This window comes from Lactobacillus johnsonii ATCC 33200 (genome assembly GCF_000159355.1).
In the GTDB taxonomy this organism is placed as follows: Bacteria; Bacillota; Bacilli; order Lactobacillales; family Lactobacillaceae; genus Lactobacillus; species Lactobacillus johnsonii.
In genome coordinates this window covers 401323-422870 of record NZ_GG670121.1, presented here as the reverse complement: position 1 = coordinate 422870, position 21548 = coordinate 401323, and the positions used below count along the sequence as shown (strand labels likewise).

General features: G+C 35.5%; 16 protein-coding genes and 1 pseudogene. 10 read left to right on the top strand and 7 right to left on the bottom strand.

Annotation, left to right across the window (positions count from 1 at the left end; genetic code table 11):
• Window positions 1-37 precede the first annotated feature (37 nt).
• Complete coding sequence (locus tag HMPREF0528_RS07130) at window positions 38-925, top strand: alpha/beta hydrolase (RefSeq protein WP_034525306.1); 888 nt, start codon at window positions 38-40, stop codon at window positions 923-925.
• A 36-nt stretch (window positions 926-961) separates the two neighbouring features.
• Here the strand turns inward: HMPREF0528_RS07130 and HMPREF0528_RS07125 are convergent, their stop codons facing one another.
• Window positions 962-1195, bottom strand: coding sequence for a DUF3923 family protein (locus HMPREF0528_RS07125; protein ID WP_004896279.1), 234 nt, complete (start codon window positions 1193-1195; stop codon window positions 962-964).
• Between the two features lie 130 nt (window positions 1196-1325).
• On the opposite strand from HMPREF0528_RS07125, the gene HMPREF0528_RS07120 reads away from it, so the two are divergent.
• Window positions 1326-2375, top strand: a complete 1050-nt coding sequence (locus tag HMPREF0528_RS07120; RefSeq protein ID WP_004896277.1) for an AI-2E family transporter — start codon at window positions 1326-1328, stop codon at window positions 2373-2375.
• Window positions 2376-2583: 208 nt separating this feature from the next.
• On the top strand, window positions 2584-3918 hold the full coding sequence (locus tag HMPREF0528_RS07115) for a dihydrolipoyl dehydrogenase family protein (RefSeq protein ID WP_004896275.1): 1335 nt from the start codon (window positions 2584-2586) through the stop codon (window positions 3916-3918).
• Window positions 3919-3962: 44 nt separating this feature from the next.
• Here HMPREF0528_RS07115 and guaB read toward each other — a convergent pair whose 3' ends face one another.
• The 3 genes from guaB to HMPREF0528_RS07100 all read right to left on the bottom strand — a co-directional run bounded on the left by guaB (window position 3963) and on the right by HMPREF0528_RS07100 (window position 6856).
• The gene (guaB, locus tag HMPREF0528_RS07110; protein WP_004896274.1) at window positions 3963-5117 is read right to left on the bottom strand and encodes an IMP dehydrogenase; all 1155 of its coding nucleotides are present in this window, start codon (window positions 5115-5117) and stop codon (window positions 3963-3965) included.
• 73 nt (window positions 5118-5190) lie between these two features.
• On the bottom strand, window positions 5191-5766 hold the full coding sequence (locus tag HMPREF0528_RS07105; protein ID WP_034525305.1) for an SGNH/GDSL hydrolase family protein: 576 nt from the start codon (window positions 5764-5766) through the stop codon (window positions 5191-5193).
• 76 nt (window positions 5767-5842) lie between these two features.
• Complete coding sequence (locus HMPREF0528_RS07100) at window positions 5843-6856, bottom strand: D-2-hydroxyacid dehydrogenase (protein ID WP_004896265.1); 1014 nt, start codon at window positions 6854-6856, stop codon at window positions 5843-5845.
• A gap of 256 nt (window positions 6857-7112) precedes the next feature.
• On the opposite strand from HMPREF0528_RS07100, the gene HMPREF0528_RS07095 reads away from it, so the two are divergent.
• The 7 genes from HMPREF0528_RS07095 (at window position 7113) to HMPREF0528_RS07065 (ending at window position 17597) form a co-directional block, all read left to right on the top strand.
• Window positions 7113-9767 (top strand): mucin-binding protein, encoded by a 2655-nt coding sequence (locus HMPREF0528_RS07095; protein WP_004896262.1) that lies wholly within the window; start codon window positions 7113-7115, stop codon window positions 9765-9767.
• Between the two features lie 121 nt (window positions 9768-9888).
• Window positions 9889-11316, top strand: a complete 1428-nt coding sequence (locus HMPREF0528_RS07090; RefSeq protein ID WP_004896261.1) for an APC family permease — start codon at window positions 9889-9891, stop codon at window positions 11314-11316.
• A gap of 185 nt (window positions 11317-11501) precedes the next feature.
• Window positions 11502-12428: a LysR family transcriptional regulator gene (locus HMPREF0528_RS07085; RefSeq protein ID WP_004896257.1), complete on the top strand. Its 927-nt coding sequence runs from the start codon at window positions 11502-11504 to the stop codon at window positions 12426-12428.
• A gap of 131 nt (window positions 12429-12559) precedes the next feature.
• Entirely contained in the window at window positions 12560-14410 is a 1851-nt protein-coding gene (locus tag HMPREF0528_RS07080) for a flavocytochrome c (RefSeq protein WP_004896255.1), read from the top strand.
• Between the two features lie 90 nt (window positions 14411-14500).
• On the top strand, window positions 14501-15865 hold the full coding sequence (brnQ, locus tag HMPREF0528_RS07075) for a branched-chain amino acid transport system II carrier protein (protein ID WP_004896253.1): 1365 nt from the start codon (window positions 14501-14503) through the stop codon (window positions 15863-15865).
• 62 nt (window positions 15866-15927) lie between these two features.
• Window positions 15928-16650 carry a bifunctional demethylmenaquinone methyltransferase/2-methoxy-6-polyprenyl-1,4-benzoquinol methylase UbiE gene (gene ubiE, locus HMPREF0528_RS07070; RefSeq protein WP_034525361.1) on the top strand — a complete coding sequence of 241 codons (723 nt, stop codon included), beginning with the start codon at window positions 15928-15930 and terminating at the stop codon, window positions 16648-16650.
• A gap of 32 nt (window positions 16651-16682) precedes the next feature.
• A complete protein-coding gene (locus tag HMPREF0528_RS07065) occupies window positions 16683-17597 on the top strand; it encodes a prolyl aminopeptidase (protein WP_004896247.1) in 915 nt (304 codons plus the stop codon).
• Window positions 17598-17750: 153 nt separating this feature from the next.
• On the opposite strand, the gene bsh is transcribed toward HMPREF0528_RS07065, so the two are convergent.
• The 3 genes and pseudogenes from bsh to HMPREF0528_RS07050 all read right to left on the bottom strand — a co-directional run bounded on the left by bsh (window position 17751) and on the right by HMPREF0528_RS07050 (window position 21454).
• The gene (gene bsh, locus HMPREF0528_RS07060; protein WP_004896245.1) at window positions 17751-18701 is read right to left on the bottom strand and encodes a choloylglycine hydrolase; all 951 of its coding nucleotides are present in this window, start codon (window positions 18699-18701) and stop codon (window positions 17751-17753) included.
• Window positions 18702-18715: 14 nt separating this feature from the next.
• Window positions 18716-20071 (bottom strand): conjugated bile salt MFS transporter, encoded by a 1356-nt coding sequence (locus tag HMPREF0528_RS07055; RefSeq protein WP_004896244.1) that lies wholly within the window; start codon window positions 20069-20071, stop codon window positions 18716-18718.
• Between the two features lie 23 nt (window positions 20072-20094).
• Window positions 20095-21454: pseudogene (locus tag HMPREF0528_RS07050) on the bottom strand (conjugated bile salt MFS transporter).
• Window positions 21455-21548: the final 94 nt, after the last annotated feature.

Genomic DNA, 21548 nt, shown 5'->3' with positions numbered 1-21548 from the left:
TAAATTTTAAGTTGCGAAAATGGAGGATGAGATAAGAGTGAAAATTAAACTAGTCTCCTTAATTGCTCTAGTAGCGTTAGTTTTGACTGGATGCAGTTTTCAAAACAAACCTAATAGAGCTGATGCAGCACATAAATACTATGTTGAAAAAAGTGAAACGCCGAAAAACAATCTTAATGTAATTCCAACATTATTTTTCCATGGTGGACTAAGTAATTATCGTGGAGAAGAGAATATGGTAAAAGCTGCTCAAGAAGCTGGAGTGACTAATTCTGTCATTAGAGCCGATGTAGATGCCAATGGAAAGGTTAAACTGATTGGTACTATTCCAAATAACGCTGTTAATCCAATTGTAGAGGTAAACTATCGAAATAACGTTCAACTTGATTTTAAAGAAAATGGATGTTACGCCAGAAATGTAGTCCAGACTTTACAAAATGAGTATGGAATTAAAAAGGTAAATATGGTGGGACATTCCCTGGGAAATACTTCAATTATGTATTATCTCCTGCAAGCTGCTCACAATCCAAATTTACCAAGATTAAATAAGCAAGTCTCAATTGGTGGACATTTTGATGGGCTTGATTTTAAGCAGCTGCCAATTGCTATTAGACAGCCTGCTAATCTTCGAGTTAATAATGAAGGAAAGCCAAATAAAATGAATGCCACCTACCGTGAAATGGCAAAATTACGAACTCTTTATCCAACCAAAGAAATAGACGTCTTGAACATTATTGGTAATATTGGTGGAAATTCCGATGGGATTGTAAAAAATGCTTCATCTCTTTCATTAGAATATTTAGTTGCTCCTATGGCTAAAAGCTATCGCGTAGTCACAATAACTGGCAAGAATGCGGAACATGGGCAATTAACTTATAATAAACAGGTAGAGAAACAAATTATTAATTTTTTATGGCTACAATAGCAAAATAAAAGAAGATGTTTGAAACATCTTCTTTTTTTAAATCTTATTATCATGATGATTTTTTTTATCAAAATTGTGAAGCCAGATACCCCAGGCAGCTTGAAATTCGATAATTAACACGCTAGCAGAGATGAGCACTAAGAGAATCAATGCATAACTAGCGGTTTCACCTAATTCAGAGGTATCAAAACCATATGTAAAGAGTTTACCGCCGCCATACATAATCAAAATTATCCAATAAATATTTGCTAGCCACCATAATTTTCTCATTTAGATACCGCTTTCATTTCCTATATATAGATATTATAGCATTCTTATAGTTAATTAAAAGTTTGCTGCCGGGCTCTTAGGAGAAAGATAAGTGTATAATAAGTAGAAAATAGAGAGGCAAGTGAACTAAATGGAACAAGCGTGGGATAAATTTAAAGAAAATACAACTGTACATCGTCTTGTGGCCCTCTGTTTAATTATTCTCGTTTTATATGCAGCTCGCTCGATGATGAACACCATATTGCTGACGTTTATTTTTACATATTTAATTGTGCATTTAATTCGATTTACTCAAAAGAAAATACCTAGCTTACCCGCGCAGGTAATTGTAGTTCTTGCTTATCTCTTAGTAATTGCACTTATTTACTTTGCGATTACGATCTATGTGCCGATTTTAATTAAGCAAATTATAAAAATGAGTCATTCTCTGATCAAATTCTATCAATCAGATGATATGAACTGGGTATCACGTTACTTAAGTCATTACATTAGCAATAGTGAAATTACAACACAGGCAAAACATGGTGTAACTATTTTAGTTCATGCTTTAACTAATTTTGGAACATTAACTATAGCGTTCTTTATGTCGCTGATCATGAGCTTTTTCTATACGATTGAGCTTAATTCCATGATTGAATTCTCTCATACTTTTTTGCAGAGCCGTCACTTATCATGGTTATTTGAAGATGTAGCATATTTTGGCAATAAGTTTGTTAATACTTTTGGTGTTGTCTTAGAAGCACAATTTTTTATTGCTTTATGTAATACCGCGATGACAATAATCTGCTTAATTATTATGAGAATGCCGCAAATTATAGCTTTAGGATTGATGGTATTTATTCTTAGCTTAATTCCGGTTGCTGGAGTTATTATTTCCTTAATTCCCCTAAGTTTAGTTGCTTATTCAGTTGGGGGACTGAGGTATGTAATCTATATCTTTATTGTGATTATGATTATTCATGCCATTGAAGCCTATATTTTGAATCCAAAGTTTATGGCAAGCAAAACAGAATTACCAATCTTTTATACCTTCGTTGTTTTACTAGTCGGAGAACACTTTTTGGGAACCTGGGGTCTAATTGTTGGTGTGCCGATCTTTACATTTTTACTAGATATCCTCGGGGTAAAATCAGTTAAAAAGAAAAAGCCACAAATTTTGAAAATTGAAGATAAAAAATAAAGCAGCTGTAAAAGCTGCTTTTTGTGTATTGTAAATATGATTGTAGGATATATGAGATTATGAATGGAGTTTGGCTATTCACAATACACTATTAATTACGCAAATAATTGTTTTTTTGTTTTTTTATAAAAATCCCGAGTACTTATGATAGCGGTCTCATACAACTTTTTGATAAACTGAAAATAAAAGAAAGATATGAGGCAACGTTATGAAAAAATATGATTATATAATTTTAGGAACTGGGCCTGCAGCTTATAAATTAGTTAAGCTCTTAGATACACAACATAAGTCTATTTTAACCGTCGAAAGTGGTTTGTTTGGTGGGACTTGCCCGAATGTTGGCTGTGAACCAAAAATATATTTAGATGGAGCAGCTCAAACCATTTTATCTAATTGGCAATTTGAAAAAGATGGAATAATTTCTCAAGGCGGAAAATTAAATTGGGCTCAACTAATGAAAGACAAAAAGGCGCGATTTGCAAGCTGGCCAAATGAAACAAGAAAAAATATTAGCAAAATCAGTGATGTAATTAGCGGAAGTGCGCATTTTGTTGATCGACAAACAATTGAAGTAAATAGACAATATTTCCAGGGAAATAGAATTATAATTGCTACCGGAAGAAGGCCCCATGAGCTCTCAATTCCAGGAGCGAAGTTCTTACACGATAGTTCTGATGTTTTATCTTTAAGCACATTACCTGAACACACTACTTTTATTGGCGGTGGTTATGTAGCAATAGAATTAGCGACATTTTTAGCTGCTGCTGGTAGTCAAGTAACGATCTTAGTCAGAGGAGATCGGGTGTTACGCCATTTTTATCAAAAATATAGTCGTGAATTAGTAGTTAGAATGAAGCAACGAGGTATTCAATTTGAATTTGAAACGGAGCCAACTCGGATTACTCAATTAAGCGATAAATATGTTGTTGAATTGAATCAAGGCGGTCCAATTGTAACTGACTATGTAGTGAATGCGAGTGGACGGATGCCGAATATTGAAAAACTGGATTTATCAGCTGCTCAAATTAATTATTCAACTCGAGGTATTGATGTAGACCTCCACCTTCAAACAAACGTTAAGAATATTTATGCAATTGGAGACGTTACAAGCCAAGATGTGCCCAACTTAACACCGGTTGCAGAATTTCAAGCACAATACCTCTTTAATTCTCTTGAAAAGGGGCTTACTCAAACGATTAATTATCCAGCTATGGGAACAGGAGTATTTGCTTTTCCGCAACTAGCTCAAGCCGGAATCAATCCTGATAGTGTTCTTGAAGATGGAGATAATTTCGAAATTAGAGAATACGAACTAAGCCAAAGTAGTTTATATGCTGGTCAAAAGGAGAGGGGCTTGTTAACTGTCGTTTATGATAAAGCCAATTACATTGTTGGGGTTAGTGAAATAAGTATGAGTGCAGTTAACGACATAAATTATTTTGTACCAATTATTGGTCTAAGAATTAATAAAAATGAGTGGCATCGAAATGTATTGCCAATTTATCCTGCACTGGCCGATAAAATTGAAGGAATTTTGAGATAGAAAAAAAGCACCTCGTGGTGCTTTTTTTATTACAAATCTAAATTTTATAAGTCGCTACCGCCATAGTTTGGAGCTTTTTTTGCCATTTGAACATCGTGTGGATGAGATTCACGTAAACCAGCATTAGTAATTTGAACAAATTGACTATTTTCAATTAATTCTTCAATTGTACCTGCACCTACATATCCCATACCTGCACGTAGACCACCATCAATTTGGTAGATGATATTTGAGACATCGCCTTTATAAGGAACTAAGGCTTCAACACCTTCAGGAACTAATTTATTTGCTTCATTAACTCCACCTTGGAAGTAACGGTCAGATGATCCATGTTGTTGAGACATAGCGCCAACTGAACCCATACCGCGGTAGGATTTGAATTGTTTGCCTTCATTAGTAAAGATTGTTCCTGGAGCCTCAGTGGTTCCTGAGAACATTGAACCAAGCATTACAGCATTTCCTCCTGCAGCTAAAGCCTTAACAACATCGCCAGAATATTTAATACCACCATCAGCAATGATTTTCTTGCCATATTTTTGTGCAACACTAGCAGCGTCATAAATAGCTGTAATTTGTGGAACGCCCACACCAGCAACAATACGTGTAGTACAAATTGAACCAGGTCCAATTCCTACTTTAACAACATCTACTCCGGCATCAAATAGCGCAGCAGTTCCTTCGCTAGTAGCAACATTTCCAGCGATCAATGTAGCATTAGAAAAATGCTCACGAATTTCCTTAATTTTACGTAAAACGCCAGCAGAATGACCGTGTGCTGTATCAATAACAATTGCGTCAGCACCAGCTTCAAGTAAACTTTCAGCACGTTCAAAAGTATCACTTGTAACGCCAACAGCAGCTGCAGCTAAGAGACGACCTTGATTATCAACTGCAGGGTGAGGTAAGTTAGGATCTACAGTTTTACCTTTAGCTTTTTTAACTTCTTCAACTTGGGCTTCGATTGAAAGGTTTTTATGAATAACCCCTAAGCCACCATTTTCGGCCATGGCAATTGCCATGTTTCCTTCGGTAACGGTATCCATTCCTGCGGAAATGAGTGGAATATGAAGTTGAAGATTGGGCGCTAATTTAGTATCTAGTTTAACTTCATTCGGCAGCACATGACTTTCAGCTGGAATTAAAAGTACATCATCAAAAGTTAATCCTTTTTTGGCCAATTTTGTTTCCCACAAACTCATTGTAAAGTCCTTTCTTTAGAAGCAACGTTTTAATATTAAATTAGCTAAACTTTACTCGAATATCTGGCAGAAGTCAATTAGAAATTTGATTTAATTTTTGGACAATTAATTTTGCTAAGAGCTCATAACCCTTAACACCAAAATGGAGTCCATCATTCTTTTTACCATTGAAAATTTCTGGGAAATTTTTACTTGCCTGCATCTTACTTGCCAGATCAATAAATAAAAATTTATATTTCTTTGTAACGTGTTTGATTATGTTACTATATTCCTGCACTAAGAGGTTATTTCGCACTTTTTGCTTATTTTCATCAACTGCAGGTGGGGTAACAAAGATAACCTTTTCTGGGTAATAGAGCCAAATAATGCTAGAAGCAATTAATTTTAGATTATCTTCAAATTGTTGCACAGGGACTTGCTTGTGTACTGCTAGGTCATTAGTGCCAACTAAAATAATCAGATAATCGCATTTTGGCTGATTGAATACCAAATTGGGTAAAGAGAGGCCAAGGCCACCAGAATTGATTCCCGAGATAGCTGTATTGTAAATCTGATACGAATTTAGTTTTTGCAATTGAAAGTTAATTTCTGGAATAGAATGATTTTCAGAGCGTGCAATAATACTGTCGCCGGTAAGAAGTAATTTCATTAATAAAAAATCCTTTAGGGTAGAAAAAAGACCTTGAGAAAATCTCAAGATCTTTTTGATCATCATAATTTGATTTTTAGAACTTGTTCTTGTCCAAAGCAACTGGAGAATCTGGTTTTTCACCGTTGATCATCTTTAAGTTGTTGTCAAATGCTTTAGTTACCATGTTACGTACAGCATGAGTAGTGTAGAAAGCAGTATGTGGAGTTACCAATACATTTGGACGATCGATTAAGTCAGCTAAACGAGCATCTGGGAATTCTTTACCTTCCCAATCTTCGTTAAATACACCAACTTCACCTTCGTAAGTGTCCATTACGAAACCAAAGATCTTACCAGAATCTAAGCCGCGGATAACAGCGTCAGTGTCAACAAGTGGACCACGTGAGCAGTTTACGATTACAACGCCATCTTTCATCTTAGCGATTGATTCATCATTAATCATGTGAACATTTGCTGGAACATCTGGAACGTGAAGTGAAATTACATCAGCTTGCTTGTATAAGTCATCAAGTGAGTCAACGTAGTAACCCTTCTTTTCAAGTTCTGGGTTCTTGAAGATATCGTAAGCAATAACTTTTGCGCCAAAGCCTTCCATAATCTTCATAAATACTTGACCGATGTGACCAGTACCTACAACACCAACAACTTGGTCACGAACTTCACGACCAATAGTAGGTGCCCAGCGTAAGTCACGCTTAGCCATCTTTTCATCCATACGCTTATCTTGACGTAGTACGCGAGCAGCTTGAATTGCAGCATGTTCAGCAATTGCGTCAGGAGAGTATACAGGAACGTTAGTGATTTCAAAGCCTAATTCCTTAGCTTTGTCCATGTCGATGTTATCAACACCAACGTTACGTAATGACATCTTAGTTACGCCAGCATCAGCTAAAGCTTGAAGAGTTTCTGGAGTGTAGTCTAATTGTTGGTAAACAACAACACCATCAGCACCCTTAGCTAATTTAGCAGTTTCAGGAGTTAAAAGTTGATCAGTGTATTCAACTTCAATATCCTTGTGTGCATCTTTCCATTCGTTTAAGAAAGGTTCTTCATCTTTACGAATAGCGTAAGCAAAAATCTTTGTCATAAATTAAACCTCCGTCAAAATTAATAGTATGACCGTCTTTTATTATACACTTGAGTTTGTTAATAAAAACACAAAATCTGATTTTTTTGAAACTTCTTTTGCAGATGTTTCATGTGAAACTGTTAATGCTATAAAAAATATATTTTCTTTTGCTTATCAATATAGGGTGCCTTATGATAATGGTTAGGGAAAAAGAATGATAAGTAAGCTACTATATGTTATTAAGATTTGATCAAGATAGATGAGGGAATAAGTAATGTCAGTTGTTGTTAAATATGTAGACCTAGACAATAATTTGGTTGAACTTGCAAATTCAGGAGAGTTAGAGGGAAAAGTAGGAGAAAGAATAGACTACAGGACAGAAGATGAGATAAGAAAAATACTAGCTGCTGGTTATGTACTGATTAATAATCCTTTTGATCCAAATGATAAAGTAAATTTCTTTAATGAAGACTCTCAAGAATTCACACTTACTTTTAAACATGGTAAAGAAGAAATAACTGCCAAAAATTTAAAGTATGGTTGCCATTTAGAGGATGTCCAAATGAAAGGTGAACAAGTAGTTCACTATGTTGGACTCGATCAAAGTATTCCTGACAAGGTTACTGAGGTTGCTTGTAATAGAAAAATTATTTATGACAAAGTCACTAAGAAAAAATTATTAACTAATACCTGGCAACCAGAAAAGTATTCCTTTCCTTTAGTTGCAAGCCCAACTGTGATGAACTATACACCTGATAAGGCAGTAATTGGTAGAGAGACAGCAACTATTCAACACCCGAAGTATGAATATGTAGTCACTTATTCACCCAATAAGAAAAATGCTAGAAGGCAAAAAGCTGAAATAAAATTTATTGACGTTGATGATAACAACCGCGAATTAGCAACTTCTGGAGAATTAAAAGGAAAACCTGGAAAAGAAATACCTTATAATACCGCAGAGGTTTTGAAAAATTTAACAGCTAAGGGATATGAAGTTGTTACTAATGATTTTGATTCTGAGGAACAGAAGCCTGTTTTTGGAAATAGTAGAGACTATGTTCAAATCTTTTTTATGGTTTTAAAGCATAAAAAACAAGTTGTTAATTCTGAACATCCATTTTCAGGAATTGATGCAAGTTTGTACGAAAAAGAAGTTCATAGAAAAATTCGTTTTTCAGGAATAGATAATAAAAAGCTAGATGATGTAGTTCAAACAGCTATTTTAAAACGGAACCTAACAGTTGATCTCGTAACTAAAAAAATTATTCCAGGAGAATACACAAGTCAATGGCATAGTAGTGAAACTTACCCGTCAGTCTCCGTGCCTGTAGTTTCGGGATATCATACTAGGATTCGTGAAGTAGTAGCCTCACCAGTAGAAAAACAAGATGTAACTGAAGAAGTTAAATACTATTCAAACGGATATTTAATTCCTGTTGATGTAAATCATAATGAATTTTCAGAAATAGATAAAAAGCAACTAATTACCAATTCAATTGATCCAACTAAGGTCGTTTTACCGGAATTAGACCTAAAAAATATTGTCTTAAAACAAATTAAAGAAGTGGAAATTGCAGACCCAAGTCGTAATTATGAAATTCCATATTTATTAGTTCATAAATATGTTGCAGTCGATGAAAAACATCCCCAAGAAGTAATAAGTCCGGCATATTACCGCCGAATTGTTACCGCCCGAGTTCATTATCAAGGAGCTGGAGACCAGACTCCTCCAGATGCCGAACAAACAGTGCGTTGGACAAGAACAATTACTTATGATGAAGTAAGTAAAGAAATTATTGAAAACGGTATGTATACGACCGACTGGGTAGATGATAAAGATATTTTTGAAGCAACTCCTACACCTGTAATTAAGGGCTTCGCCGCAAATATTGGCTTAATTGGCGAACACCCAGTTACGGAAACTGACTTAATGGCTACAATTACCTATACTCCGCTTGGAAAGATGATCCCGGTTGATGAGCATGGAAATGAAATTAAAAATGCTATGCACCCAACATATGTTAATGATCCATATGATCCTGTGCGTGTCCTCTTTACTGAAGAAGTACCAGAAGTGCCAGGATATGCACCAGTTAAAAATACAATTTCTGTCAATGATCCTTTTACGGATATTAAGGTGGCCTATACCTTAAAACCACGCTATATTCCTGTGAATAGCGAACATCCTTATCGTCCGATTAAACCAACTTTGTATAGTGTCCCAGTTAAAGAAATAATTAAATATCAGGGAGCTGGAGACCAGACCCCAATTACTAGAATTCAGGGTGCTAATTGGACGAGAACTTTGACTGTTGATGATAATACGGGTGAATTAGTAGATGCCGGTAAGTATACAACAGGATGGTTGGTAGACAAGAAGCAATATATATCCGTAAAAACACCAGTCATTGATGGTTATCATGCAGACAAAAATATAATTGATGAAGAAAAAGTAAAAAAAGCCGATCTAAACTTCACGGTAACTTATAAAGCCAATGGGCGGATAGTACCAGTTGATACAAAAGGAAATGTTTTAATTGGTGTAGAACAGCCACCATATGTAACCGATCCAAGCGATGCAACTAAAGTGATTAAAACACAAGGTGTACCGAGAATTATGAATTATATTCCAGATCGAGCAACAATTACGGTAAAAGATACTAGCGAAAATACACCGGTTAAATATTATACTTTTGATGAGATGAGTGAATTAAAAGTAGAATCTAAAAAAATAGAGCAAGAAAAAAGCAAAGATATAAAACCTAAGAAGAAAGCGGAAGAAAAAGGTGCAAAGGAGGAAGAGCAGTCATTAAAAACAGAGGAAGAAAAGAAAGCGGAGATGGCTTCTAAGAAAGAAGCTACACAGGTAGATGGACAAAATGAACAAGAGCGTAAAGTTTTAAGGCATATTTTTCCATGGATGAAATAGGAGATAAAAAAGCTAGATTTGATTAAGTAAATCTAGCTTTTTTATTTTTAAAGTTTTTAGACCAATTTTGAGGAAGAAGTGTATAATTAATTTCCGAAAAAACTTTTTCGGAGGAAAAATTGTGTCTGATAAAGGCGAGTCTTTGACCAAATTAGAAGAAGACGAAAAGTATAATCGGTTAACAGTATTGAAGTTATTCGCCATGACTTCATCAATGGTTATCTCAGTTAATGAGTTGGCTCCATTTGGAAAAACTGGTCCAACAGCAGTTTTTTATTTGCTATTAGCAGGCTTAATATGGTTTGTACCAATTACGCAAATGGCAGGAGAAGTGGCTTCAGTTGACGGCTGGGATAAGGGTGGAATTTTTACTTGGGTAAAGGGGTCATTAGGAGATAGAGCTGGCTGGACAGCTATGTTTTATCAATGGATTCACATTACTGTTGGGATGAACACAATGATGTACGTAATTATTGGTGTCTTATCTATTACCTTTGATACTCCTTGGTTTAACACAACACCAAGTATTAGATTTCTATTGATGATGGTAATTATCTGGTCAATTACTCTTGTCGAAATGGTAGGAGTTAAGAAAATAGGCCATATTGCAGAGTGGTTATTTGGACTTGGAATAGCTTTACCGGTAATTTTGCTAATTATTACCTTCTTTGTATATCTCTTTCAAGGACGTCCCCTATATATGCATTTAAGCTGGAATAATATCTTTCCACATCACTTAACTGGGGCTACCTTAGTAGCTTTTGTGCCATTTGTGTTGGCATTTTGTGGTGGGGAAGCATCTGCTCCGCATGCAAAATATTTGGAAAATCCTAAAAAGTATTCCACTGTTATGCTCGCTTTAGCTGTGACTGCTATTTCTTTTGACTTACTTGGTAGTACCGCAATTGGAATGACAATTCCGAAAAATCAAATTCAAAATTCAACTGGTTTTGTCTATGCCTTTGGAAAAATTTTAGATTCAATTGGCTTACCAGGGGATGTTATTAAGAAGTTTATCGGTGTGTTACTGGCAGCTGGTATTATTGGAGAACTTGGAAATTGGCTTGCTGGTCCTAGTCAGGGGATGTTTGAAGCTGCTAAAGAAGGCTATATGCCTAAGTTCTTCGCTAAATCTACTGATCGTGACGTACCGATGCGGTTGATTGTTTTACAGACTTTGATTGTAACTGCATCTGCAATTTTAATTACTTTCACTAGTGGTAAGAACTCTGATTTTGCTTTTAATGTTTCTTTAGCTGCTACGACTGCTCAGTACTTGATGGTCTACATTTTAATGTTGGTCTCTTACATCGTTTTAAAGGTGAAACATGGAAATCTAAAGCGCAGCTATTATATGACAAGGAGCAAGGGCTTAGGGGTAATAATCGCAATTATTGCCCTGGTAATAACTGTAGTAGCCTTCTTTATTTCCTTTATCCCGGCGCAGGGAACACCGACTGAATTAAAAGGCGTTTATGTTTGGACAATGATTGGTCTGTGCCTTATCGTTACAATTTTGCCACTGGTAATTTATCATTATCATCACTGATTTAAACAGACTAAATAAAAGCAAAAAAATTAATAAATTAAACATTTTTACTTGTAAAATATAACTAATAATATTACATTCAAATTGTATTCAAGTTAATATGTAAAGCAAAAGAGCTATGGTAAATTTGAGGTATCCATAGCTCTTTTGTTTATAATATAAAAACTATATTAAGGAAACAAACAATGAATAACCCAGAAGAAATACAGCATTTTATTGATGTATTACTCAAAGAAGATAGTTTTGTGAAAGCAGCAAAAAAGCTCTACATTTCTCAACCCTATCTCACCCAGTTAATAAAAAGAATAGAAGACCGTTTAGGAACGCCAATTATTGATCGGGATAAAAAGCCCTATGCATTGACTCAAGCAGGCTTACTGTATTATCAATATTTAGAAAATATTTCTTATAACAAACAACAATTAAATAAAAAATTAGCCCAATATACACATCCTAATAAAGAAATCATCAGAATTGGAATTTTAGAGAGTCTAGGCACTTATTTACTACCAGAAATACTGCCAGATTTTTTAAAGAAAAATCCTCGAGTAGAAATACAACTTTTTGAAAATTTCCCAAGAGAAAGTGAAAGAAATTTACTAAGTGGAAATATTGATTGCTATATTGGTCAAACTCCAGAGGCAATTGATTCAAACTTAGATATTGTAAGTAATGGTGGTGAAAGATACTATGTAGTAATTTCACCTTCATCTCCGTATTACCAGGAAGGAAAATTCATTCTTAAACCAGATGACTTAAACCTAAAAGACTTATTACAAGAACCTTTTGTTTTAAGTGTTCCTGGTTCGGCTATTCGGCACCAAGTCAATGGAGTTTTCCAACGATTTCATTTAGAACCACGAGTTGTTTTAGAATCTAAAAACATTATTACTGCAACTAGTCTAGCAATTCATGGGATGGGATTAACTATCTCCACTGCTAGCATCATTAAAAAAATTGGTGAAACGCCAATTAACCTTTTTCCCTTAAGCTATGACTTAATTAACGTTACTTTCTTTATTGCAACAAAAGCTGAAAAAACAAAATCGCAAGCTTTAAAAAATTTAGTTGAAGAATTTAAAAAGAAAAATTTACAGCCCATTATTAGATAAGGTAAATGAAACGTCATACTGTGTCCGCTATAACAAATTTGTTATTAGTAATTTGTAAAAAAGATATTTAAGCCTGTAGATTTAATAACTTATAATTTAGGTGAAAATATTTAAGAAAGGGTAGGGAAATTATGAAATCAGGAAAATATAACGTAAAAGCTCAAGGACATGGTGCAAGTTTCATGCCTATGGAAGTTACTCTTTCCGAAAATAAGATTGAAGATATTAAGGTAGACGCTAAAGGTGAAACTAAGGGAGTAGCTGACGAAGTATTTAGACGTTTGCCTGAAGAAATTGTTGAAAATCAGACTTTAAATGTTGATACAGTTAGTGGTGCTACTATCTCTAGTCATGGTGTTATTGATGGAGTAGCATTGGCAATTAGTGAAGCTGGTGGAGATCCAGATGAGTGGAAAAACCGAGCTAAACCAAAGGAACAAAGAGCTAAAAATGAGACTTATACAACTGATGTTTTAGTTGTTGGAGCTGGTGGTGCAGGTCTAGCTGCCGCTGCTAGAAGTATTCAACATGGTAAAGATGTCATTGTACTTGAAAAGTTCCCACAAATTGGAGGAAATACTAGTCGTGCTGGTGGTCCAATGAATGCTGCAGAACCAGATTGGCAAAATAAATTTAAAGCTTTAGCCGGTGAAAAAGAAACCTTAGAAGAACTAGCAGCAACTCCACTTGAAGAGATCGATCCAGAGTATCAAGAAGACTTTAAAAAATTACAAAAACAAATAAAAGGATATGTAGCTTCTGGTGCTGACTATCTATTTGATTCAAAATTACTTCATGAAATTCAAACCTATTTAGGTGGTAAGAGAACCGACTTAAATGGAAATGAAATTCATGGTAACTATGCTTTAGTCAAAGAATTAATCGATAATGCCTTGTACTCAGTGCATTGGTTAAGCGATTTAGGAGTCAAATTCGATCGCAGTCAAGTAACAATGCCAGTAGGCGCCTTATGGAGAAGAGGGCACAAGCCAGTTGAACCAATGGGTTATGCCTTTATTCATGTTTTAGGTGATTGGGTAAAGGATCATGGTGGAAGAATTCTGACCGATACTCGAGCTGAGCACTTGATTATTGAAGATGGTCAAGTTAAAGGCGTTATTGCTAAAAGACCAGATGGCAGTACAATCACTGTTAATGCTAAGGCTGTAATTTTAACTGCTGGTGGATTTGGGGCAAATACACCAATGGTTCAAAAATACAATACTTACTGGAAGCATATTGATGATAATATTGCCACTACTAATTCTCCTGCAATTACTGGGGACGGAATTAATCTTGGTAAAGAGGCAGGTGCAGACTTAGTTGGAATGGGCTTTATTCAGATGATGCCCGTTTCTGATCCAAAGACTGGTGAACTATTTACTGGTCTACAAACTCCACCAGAAAACTATATTATGGTTAATCAAAAGGGGAAGCGTTTCGTAAATGAATTTGCAGAACGTGATGTCTTAACCAAGGCGGCTATCGATCATGGTGGCTTGTTCTATTTAATTGCTGACGATAAGATCAAAGATACTGCTTATAACACAACTCAAGAATCAATTGATGCACAGGTTAAAGCCGGTACCTTGTTTAGAGCTGATAGTTTAGAAGATTTAGCTAAGCAAGTTGGAATGGATCCTGATACTTTAGTTGAGACCATTGAGAAATATAATTCTTATGTTGAAGCAGGAAAAGATCCAGATTTTGAAAAATCAGCCTTTAATCTAAAATGCGAAGTTGCTCCATTCTATGCAACCCCGAGAAAGCCAGCCATCCACCATACTATGGGTGGTTTGAAGATTGATACAGGTGCTCATGTCTTAGATAAAGATGATAAGCAAATTCCTGGTCTTTATGCTGCTGGAGAAGTAGCCGGCGGAATTCACGCAGGTAACCGTTTAGGTGGAAATTCGCTTGCTGATATCTTTACTTTTGGTAGAATTGCCGCAAATAGCGCAAATGATGAATTAGAAAAATAGTATTAATCGATTAAAACGTTGTAAACACTAGAGTTTACAGCGTTTTTTTGCTAAAATACTAAAAATAATTAATTTTTTGGAGGAATATAATTGAAAGAAGCGCAGGAAAAGAAGCTGACGACAAAACAATATTTAATTGTAGCATCAATGATTTTTGCACTATTCTTTGGTGCAGGAAACTTAATTTTCCCACTTCATTTAGGCCAGCTTGCTGGTAAAAATTGGGGACCAGCAGCAATTGGTTTTTCAATTACTGGGGTAGTTTTACCGCTACTTTCACTCCTAGCCGTTGCAATTACTCGTAGTAATGGCATTTATCAAATTGGATTACCAGTAGGAAAAGTTTTTGCTCTTTTGTTTATGACTTTGATCCAATTAACAATGGGACCGTTATTTGCAGCACCAAGAAATGCGACCGTTGCATATACGGTAGGGGTAGCCCCGCTTCTTCCTAAGCAATTTCAAGGCGGCGGATTGATTGTTTTTACCGCTATCTTTTTTGCAATCGTTTTTGTTATTGCATATAACGAAAGCGACATCCTGTCTTCTTTAGGTAAAATTTTAAATCCTATTTTTCTAGTTTTACTATTTCTAGTTTTTGTTATTGCCTTTGCCCGTCCGTTAGGTAATTTAGGAACTGTTCCCGTTAGCAAAGCTTATGCTCAAGGAACAATAGTAAAAGGATTTTTAGAAGGATATAACACGATGGACGCTTTAGCCGGTCTTGCTTTTGGCGTAACCGTGGTAACAGCTATTAAAGAATTAATTGGTAACAATGAAATTGAAACAGCAAAAATTACAGCAAAGTCTGGCTTAATAGCAGTTATTGCTATCGGAGTAATTTATACTTTGTTAATTATGGTCGGAGCAATGTCATTAGGACATTTTGGAATAACTAGTGATGGCGGGGTTCTGTTATCCCATATCGTTAGATATTATGCTGGCATCTTTGGTCAAGCTTTATTAGCTGTTTTAGTATTTTTAGCTTGTTTAACGACAGCGGTTGGGGTTTTAGCAGCTTTTGCACTAGATTTTGCAGCTCATTATACAAAATTTAGTTATAAGGGATGGTTAACCATCGCTTGTATTGGATCATTTGCAACTGCAAATCTAGGACTAGATAAAATTATTCACTGGTCGCTTCCTGTTTTAATGTTTTTGTATCCTTTAGCAATTGTTTTGATTATCTTGTCTTTATTCTCACCATTTTTCAAAAAAGATAGGGTAATCTATCAAATAACAATGGCATTAACTTTAATACCAGCTACTTTTGATTTAATTACAAACTTGCCAGCACCAATTGCTGAAACGTCATTCTACAATGCTGTTAGTCGTATTAGACTTCAGTATTTGCCATTTGCTAATGTTGGCCTAGCCTGGGTTGTACCGACAATCTTAGGGTTAGTTATTGGGAGTTTAGTTCACATTTGGCGTCGTAAATCTAATCGAATTTAAGGAAAGCTATGGTTCATTTGAATCATAGCTTTTTTGTTGGGATAATAAGTTTGGTGATAAAAATGAGTTTAACTAATAAGGTACCGGAAAAAGACGTACATGATTTATTTACACGAGTTGCTCCGCATTATGATCAGATGAATAATCTGATTAGCTTAGGAACACAAAATGGTTGGCGGAAAAAGTTATTTAAAAAATTAAAAATAAAAGCCGGAGATTTTGCTTTAGACCTATGTTGCGGGACTGGTGACTTAACAATTGCCTTAGCAAAACAAGTGGGCCCTTCTGGCAATGTAATTGGACTAGATTTTAATCAAAAAATGCTCGACTTAGCTGATAAAAAGATCAGGGTGCAAAATTTACAAAAAGAAATTCAGTTAAAGCAAGGGGATGCAATGCATTTGCCTTATCCAGATCAAAGCTTTGATATTGTAACAATTGGTTTTGGTTTACGTAATGTTCCTGATGCAGATCAAGTTTTGAAGGAAATTTATCGGGTTTTAAAGCCAGGTGGAAAAGTTGGAATTCTAGAGACTTCACAGCCAACTAATCGAATTATTAAGTTAGGGTGGGAGAGTTACTTCAAACTATTTCCTAATTTTGCTAAGTTATTGGGTGCTAATGTTGACGATTATAAGTACTTATCACATACTACGGCTAAATTTATTTCAGCTACGCGTTTAAAGGAAATGCTTGAGCAAGATGGCTTTAAAAATGTAACAATAACCAAATTAAATTTAGGTGCTGGTGCAATTCATATCGGAATTAAAAAGAAAATGAGATAAAATATAAAATAAAAACTAAAAAGGAGAATTTTATGAGAACTGGCACTAAAATTATTACTTTAGACAACGGTTATCACTTGTGGACTAATACTCAAGGTGAAGGTGACATTCATTTATTAGCACTTCACGGTGGTCCTGGTGGAAATCATGAATATTGGGAAGATGCTGCAGAACAATTAAAGAAACAGGGACTTAATGTTCAAGTAACTATGTATGATCAACTAGGGTCACTTTACTCTGATCAACCAGACTACTCAGATCCAGAAATTGCTAAGAAGTATTTGACTTATGAATATTTTTTAGATGAAGTTGATGAAGTGCGTGAAAAGCTTGGCCTAGATAATTTCTACTTAATTGGCCAAAGCTGGGGCGGCCTCTTAGTGCAAGAATATGCGGTTAAATATGGCCAACATTTAAAGGGAGCCATTATTTCTTCAATGGTTGATGAAATTGATGAGTATGTTGATTCTGTAAATAGAAGAAGGCAAGAAGTTCTTCCTCAAACAGAAATTGATTTCATGCATGAATGTGAAAAAAATAATGATTATGATAATCAACGCTACCAAGATGATGTACAAATTTTAAATATTAATTTTGTTGATAGAAAGCAACCTTCAAAGCTTTATCACTTAAAGGATCTTGGTGGCAGTGATGTTTATAATGTCTTCCAAGGTGATAATGAATTTGTTATTACTGGTAAGCTTAAAGATTGGCACTTTAGAGACCAACTTAAGAATATTAAAGTACCAACTTTAATTACTTTCGGTGAAAATGAAACTATGCCAATTTCTACTGCTAAAATTATGCAAAAAGAAATTCCAAATTCACGCCTAGTTACTACTCCTGATGGAGGTCACCATCATATGGTTGATAATCCAGATGTTTACTACAAACATTTGGCTGACTTTATTCGTGAAGTTGAAGATGGCAGTTTTAAAGGTGAATAAAAAAGAAAATTATATTGACCGTAGCTACATATCATGCTATAATAACAGTCCTTTCTAAAATTAAACACTTGTATACGACAAAAGCCACCTGAAATAGGTGGCTTTTTTGTTTTTAGTAAATTTGTTGGGAATATAGGATATAAATAATAAAAATTAGTAAGTAATAAGACCAGTTGAATTCATTGTTTTATCGTCTAGTTGATAAGTCTTTAATTCAAAATCATCTTCAAAATTACAGTAGTAAGTCTTGCTTCCAGAAGAGTAGCAGGCAGTATAGACAGTATATTCGTCCTTGCCTTGATCGTTGACCACGCTGCCTTTGATCATGGCAACAGACTTTAAGATGTTGAAGAATTTAGCAACGTTTGCTTTTTCACCTTTGGCAGTTGGATAGTTTACGCTTAAGTAAGCTGCTTTAACAAAACGGTCGGCTGGAATACTGTCACCTGGCAGGCCTAAGCTACCAGTTCCTACACCCCAAGGAGCAACTTTTTGACCATTCCAGCTTTGGGCTGTAGCGTCATGTGGGCTTAAACCGGTGTAGTTACCAAGGTTAGTAAGCTGCCAGTTAAAGTCAGGGCTATTAGTTAAAACGCCAACTTTATCATCAAAGACCTTCATTCCATATTGCTTTGAAACTTCAACAACAATGGCTTCGTCACTATCACTAATGATCCAGTGAAGAGGGGCAACAGCAAATGATGTGTTAATAGCTTCATTGACTAAGTTAACGTTCTTTAAGGCTTCCTTTACTTCACTAACATGAGTAAAGTTTTGAGTAACCCAGAGCATAATTTCGTAAGAGGCTAAGTTGATTTTGCCATCAATAGGACCAACACTAAATTTAGCAAAATGTGGGAAGTTTAAACCGGCAATCCCCAATCCATCTTCGTTATAGCAGTCAAAGTATGATGGATAACCATCAACCACAATACCCATTCCAATAACTGCCTTTTTAGTAGTGGTGTTATCTAAGAACTTATATGGAAGAGGATAATTACGCGGCGTGATAATAACGCCTTCGCCATAATCTTGTCCAACATCTAGATTACGGCCAAAGTATAAATTTCCTTGATCATCTGTGAATCTTAAACCAGTACACATTTCTAAAATCCTCCTTATTTAGCATTAGTTTTTGCTGCTTGCTCTACAATATATTTCTTTTGATATCTCTTAATTTGGATAACGGCAAATACCAAAATAATAAAACCAATTGCAACAAAGGCAATCATAAAGTACCAAGCAACTGTAAAGCTTGCAGACCCTTTAATAATTCCAAAGAGTGGAGCGCCGATTGCATAGCCGATTGCATAAGCTAAACCAACGTATCCAAGCATGACACCTTGATTTCTTGAACCAAAGAGGTCTTTTGCCATGAAGGCTGGGCCTGACATGTAACTAAATACAGCTAAGCCGCAAAAGATAGCATAGCCAATACCAGCAGCCTTGCTAATAGATGAGCCATATGGCTGGAAGCTAATAAAGATCATCATTAGAATAGATAAAATATACATACAACCAGCATAGGCCATTGACTTTGCTGTACCAAATTTATCGAATAAGAAACCACCAGAAATATTTCCGATTAAACAACCAACACCGTACATTGATCCAACTAAACCAACATCGGTTAAAGAAAGCTTAGTATCAAGGAAGGCTGCATAGTCTTCATTTAAAGAAGCTAAGCCTAAACCAATGATTAAGAAACCAAGGCTGAAAATCCAGAACCATTTCATTTGTAACACTTGTTTACTAGTCCAGCCTTTAAACTCTTTAGCTTTAGCTGCGGCTTCAGCTTTCTTGCTTTCAGCTAGTTCTTCATCAGAAACGACAATTTCGTCTTTCTTAGGCGTTCTAATGAAGCAGGCGATAATTACACCGATTACTAATAAAGCTACGGCAAAGATAAAGAATGGTGCCATAGAGGTTAAATGACCGGTCTTAGTATTACCTGTCATGTAGTGCTTTAAAAGGGCTTGAGTTGCTGGTTGTAAAAAGATATTACCAATAGAACCACCACAGAAGGCAATTCCTAAAGCAGCTCCACGTCCTTTTGCTGGGAACCAGTGGTTAATAACCCATGGTACACCTTGTCCCGAGAAAAAAGTTGAACCAACCATACAAATACTAGCGGCTATATAGAATCCTGCTAGCTTTGTACTAATTCCAAAAATTACGTAGGCAATGGCAGAAAGACCAATACCAATTAGATACATTAGTCGGAAGTTAACCTTTTCTAATGCCTTACCAATAAATGGAGAAGAAACTGAAGCAAAAACTGCACCAAATGTAAAAATTAATGTGTACGATGCTAAGGTAAAGTGGAAAGTATTAACTAAAGGGTGGATAAACAAAGGCTGAATGTTTTGAGCAATTCCATAAGGAATAGCTTGGATTAACATACACAGGAAAACCATGAAGTACTTATAGCCCTTGCTTACTACTTTATCTTTAGTAGCGGCATCAGTAGACATGTAATTACCTTCTTTCTAACTAATTACTTATCTAAAATAATATTAGGCTTTTTCACGACAATATTTTTTTGAATTTGTTTAATTTTAACAGCTGCAAAAATTAATAATATAAAACCAATTGCAACAAAGAAGATAGTAAAACACCAAGCAGCGGTAAAGCTAGTAGCACCTTTGATAACGCCAAAGAGTGGGGCACCAATAGCAAAACCAATTGCATAGGCTAAACTAATGTAGCCTAAGTTAACCCCTTGTGCTTTGGCACCAAATAAACTCTTGGCCATGAAAGCAGGTCCAGACATATAACTAAAGACCGATAACCCGCTAGTAAAGGCCCAGCCCATACCAGCGTATAAATTAATACGATCTCCATAGGGATGTGTACTAATTAGGATCATCATCAAAATAGCGATAATCAACATGATTCCTGCATAAGCCATGGATTTAGCGGTACCAAACTTATCAAATAAGTAACCGCCAGAAATATTGCCGATAATACCAGCAATTCCGAATACTGAACCAATCATTCCGACTTCTGTTAAGGATAATTTAGTATCCAAAAAGGCCGCATAGTCTTCATTCAAATGAAGCTAGCCCTAGGCCAATAATTAAAAATCCAATACTAAAGATCCAGAACCACTTCATGTGAAGAACTTGTTTACCGTTCCAACCCTGAAATTCATGAGCATGTTTTTGAGCAGCTTCATGTCGATTCTTTTTAATTTCTTCGGCAGAAGCTACGTCTTCATCTTTCTTTGGTACTCTAATAAAAGCGGAAATTATTAGACCAACAACTAAAAGAGCAACGGCAAAAATGAAGAATGGAGCCATGGAAGTTAAATGACCAGTCTTGGTATTACCAGTCATAAAGTGCTTCAAAATTGCCTGGGTAATAGGTTATAAGAAAATATCCCCAATGGATCCCCCGCAAAAGGCTAATCCAAGGGCAACCCCGCGGCCCTTGAATGGAAACCAGTGATTGATAATCCAAGGGACACCTTGACCAGAATAAAAGGTTGAACCAACCATACAAATAATTCCGGCTAAATAGAAACCAGGTAGCTTCGTACTAATTCCAAAAATTACATATGCTCCGGCTGAAAGGCAAATACCAATCAAATACAAAGTTTTAAAATTAACTTTTTGCAAAGCTTTACCAACCATTGGTGAAACTAGAGATCCTACGACAGCCCCAAAAGTAAAAATTAAGGTATAAGAAGCTAATGTAAAGTGAAAAGTATTAACCAGAGGGTGAACAAATAAAGGTTGAATTAATTGAGCAATTCCGTAAGGAATTGCTTGAGTTAACATACAGAGAAACACCATAAAGTATTTGTAGCCTTTACTGACCACCTTGTGCCTATCACTTGATAGATCGTTTGACATCGTATCTCTCTTCTTTCTGATAAAATACTATTAACTTTATAACTTAAATATTATTAAACAAGTGAGTTTTGACTATAGCCAGTCATATTGTAGT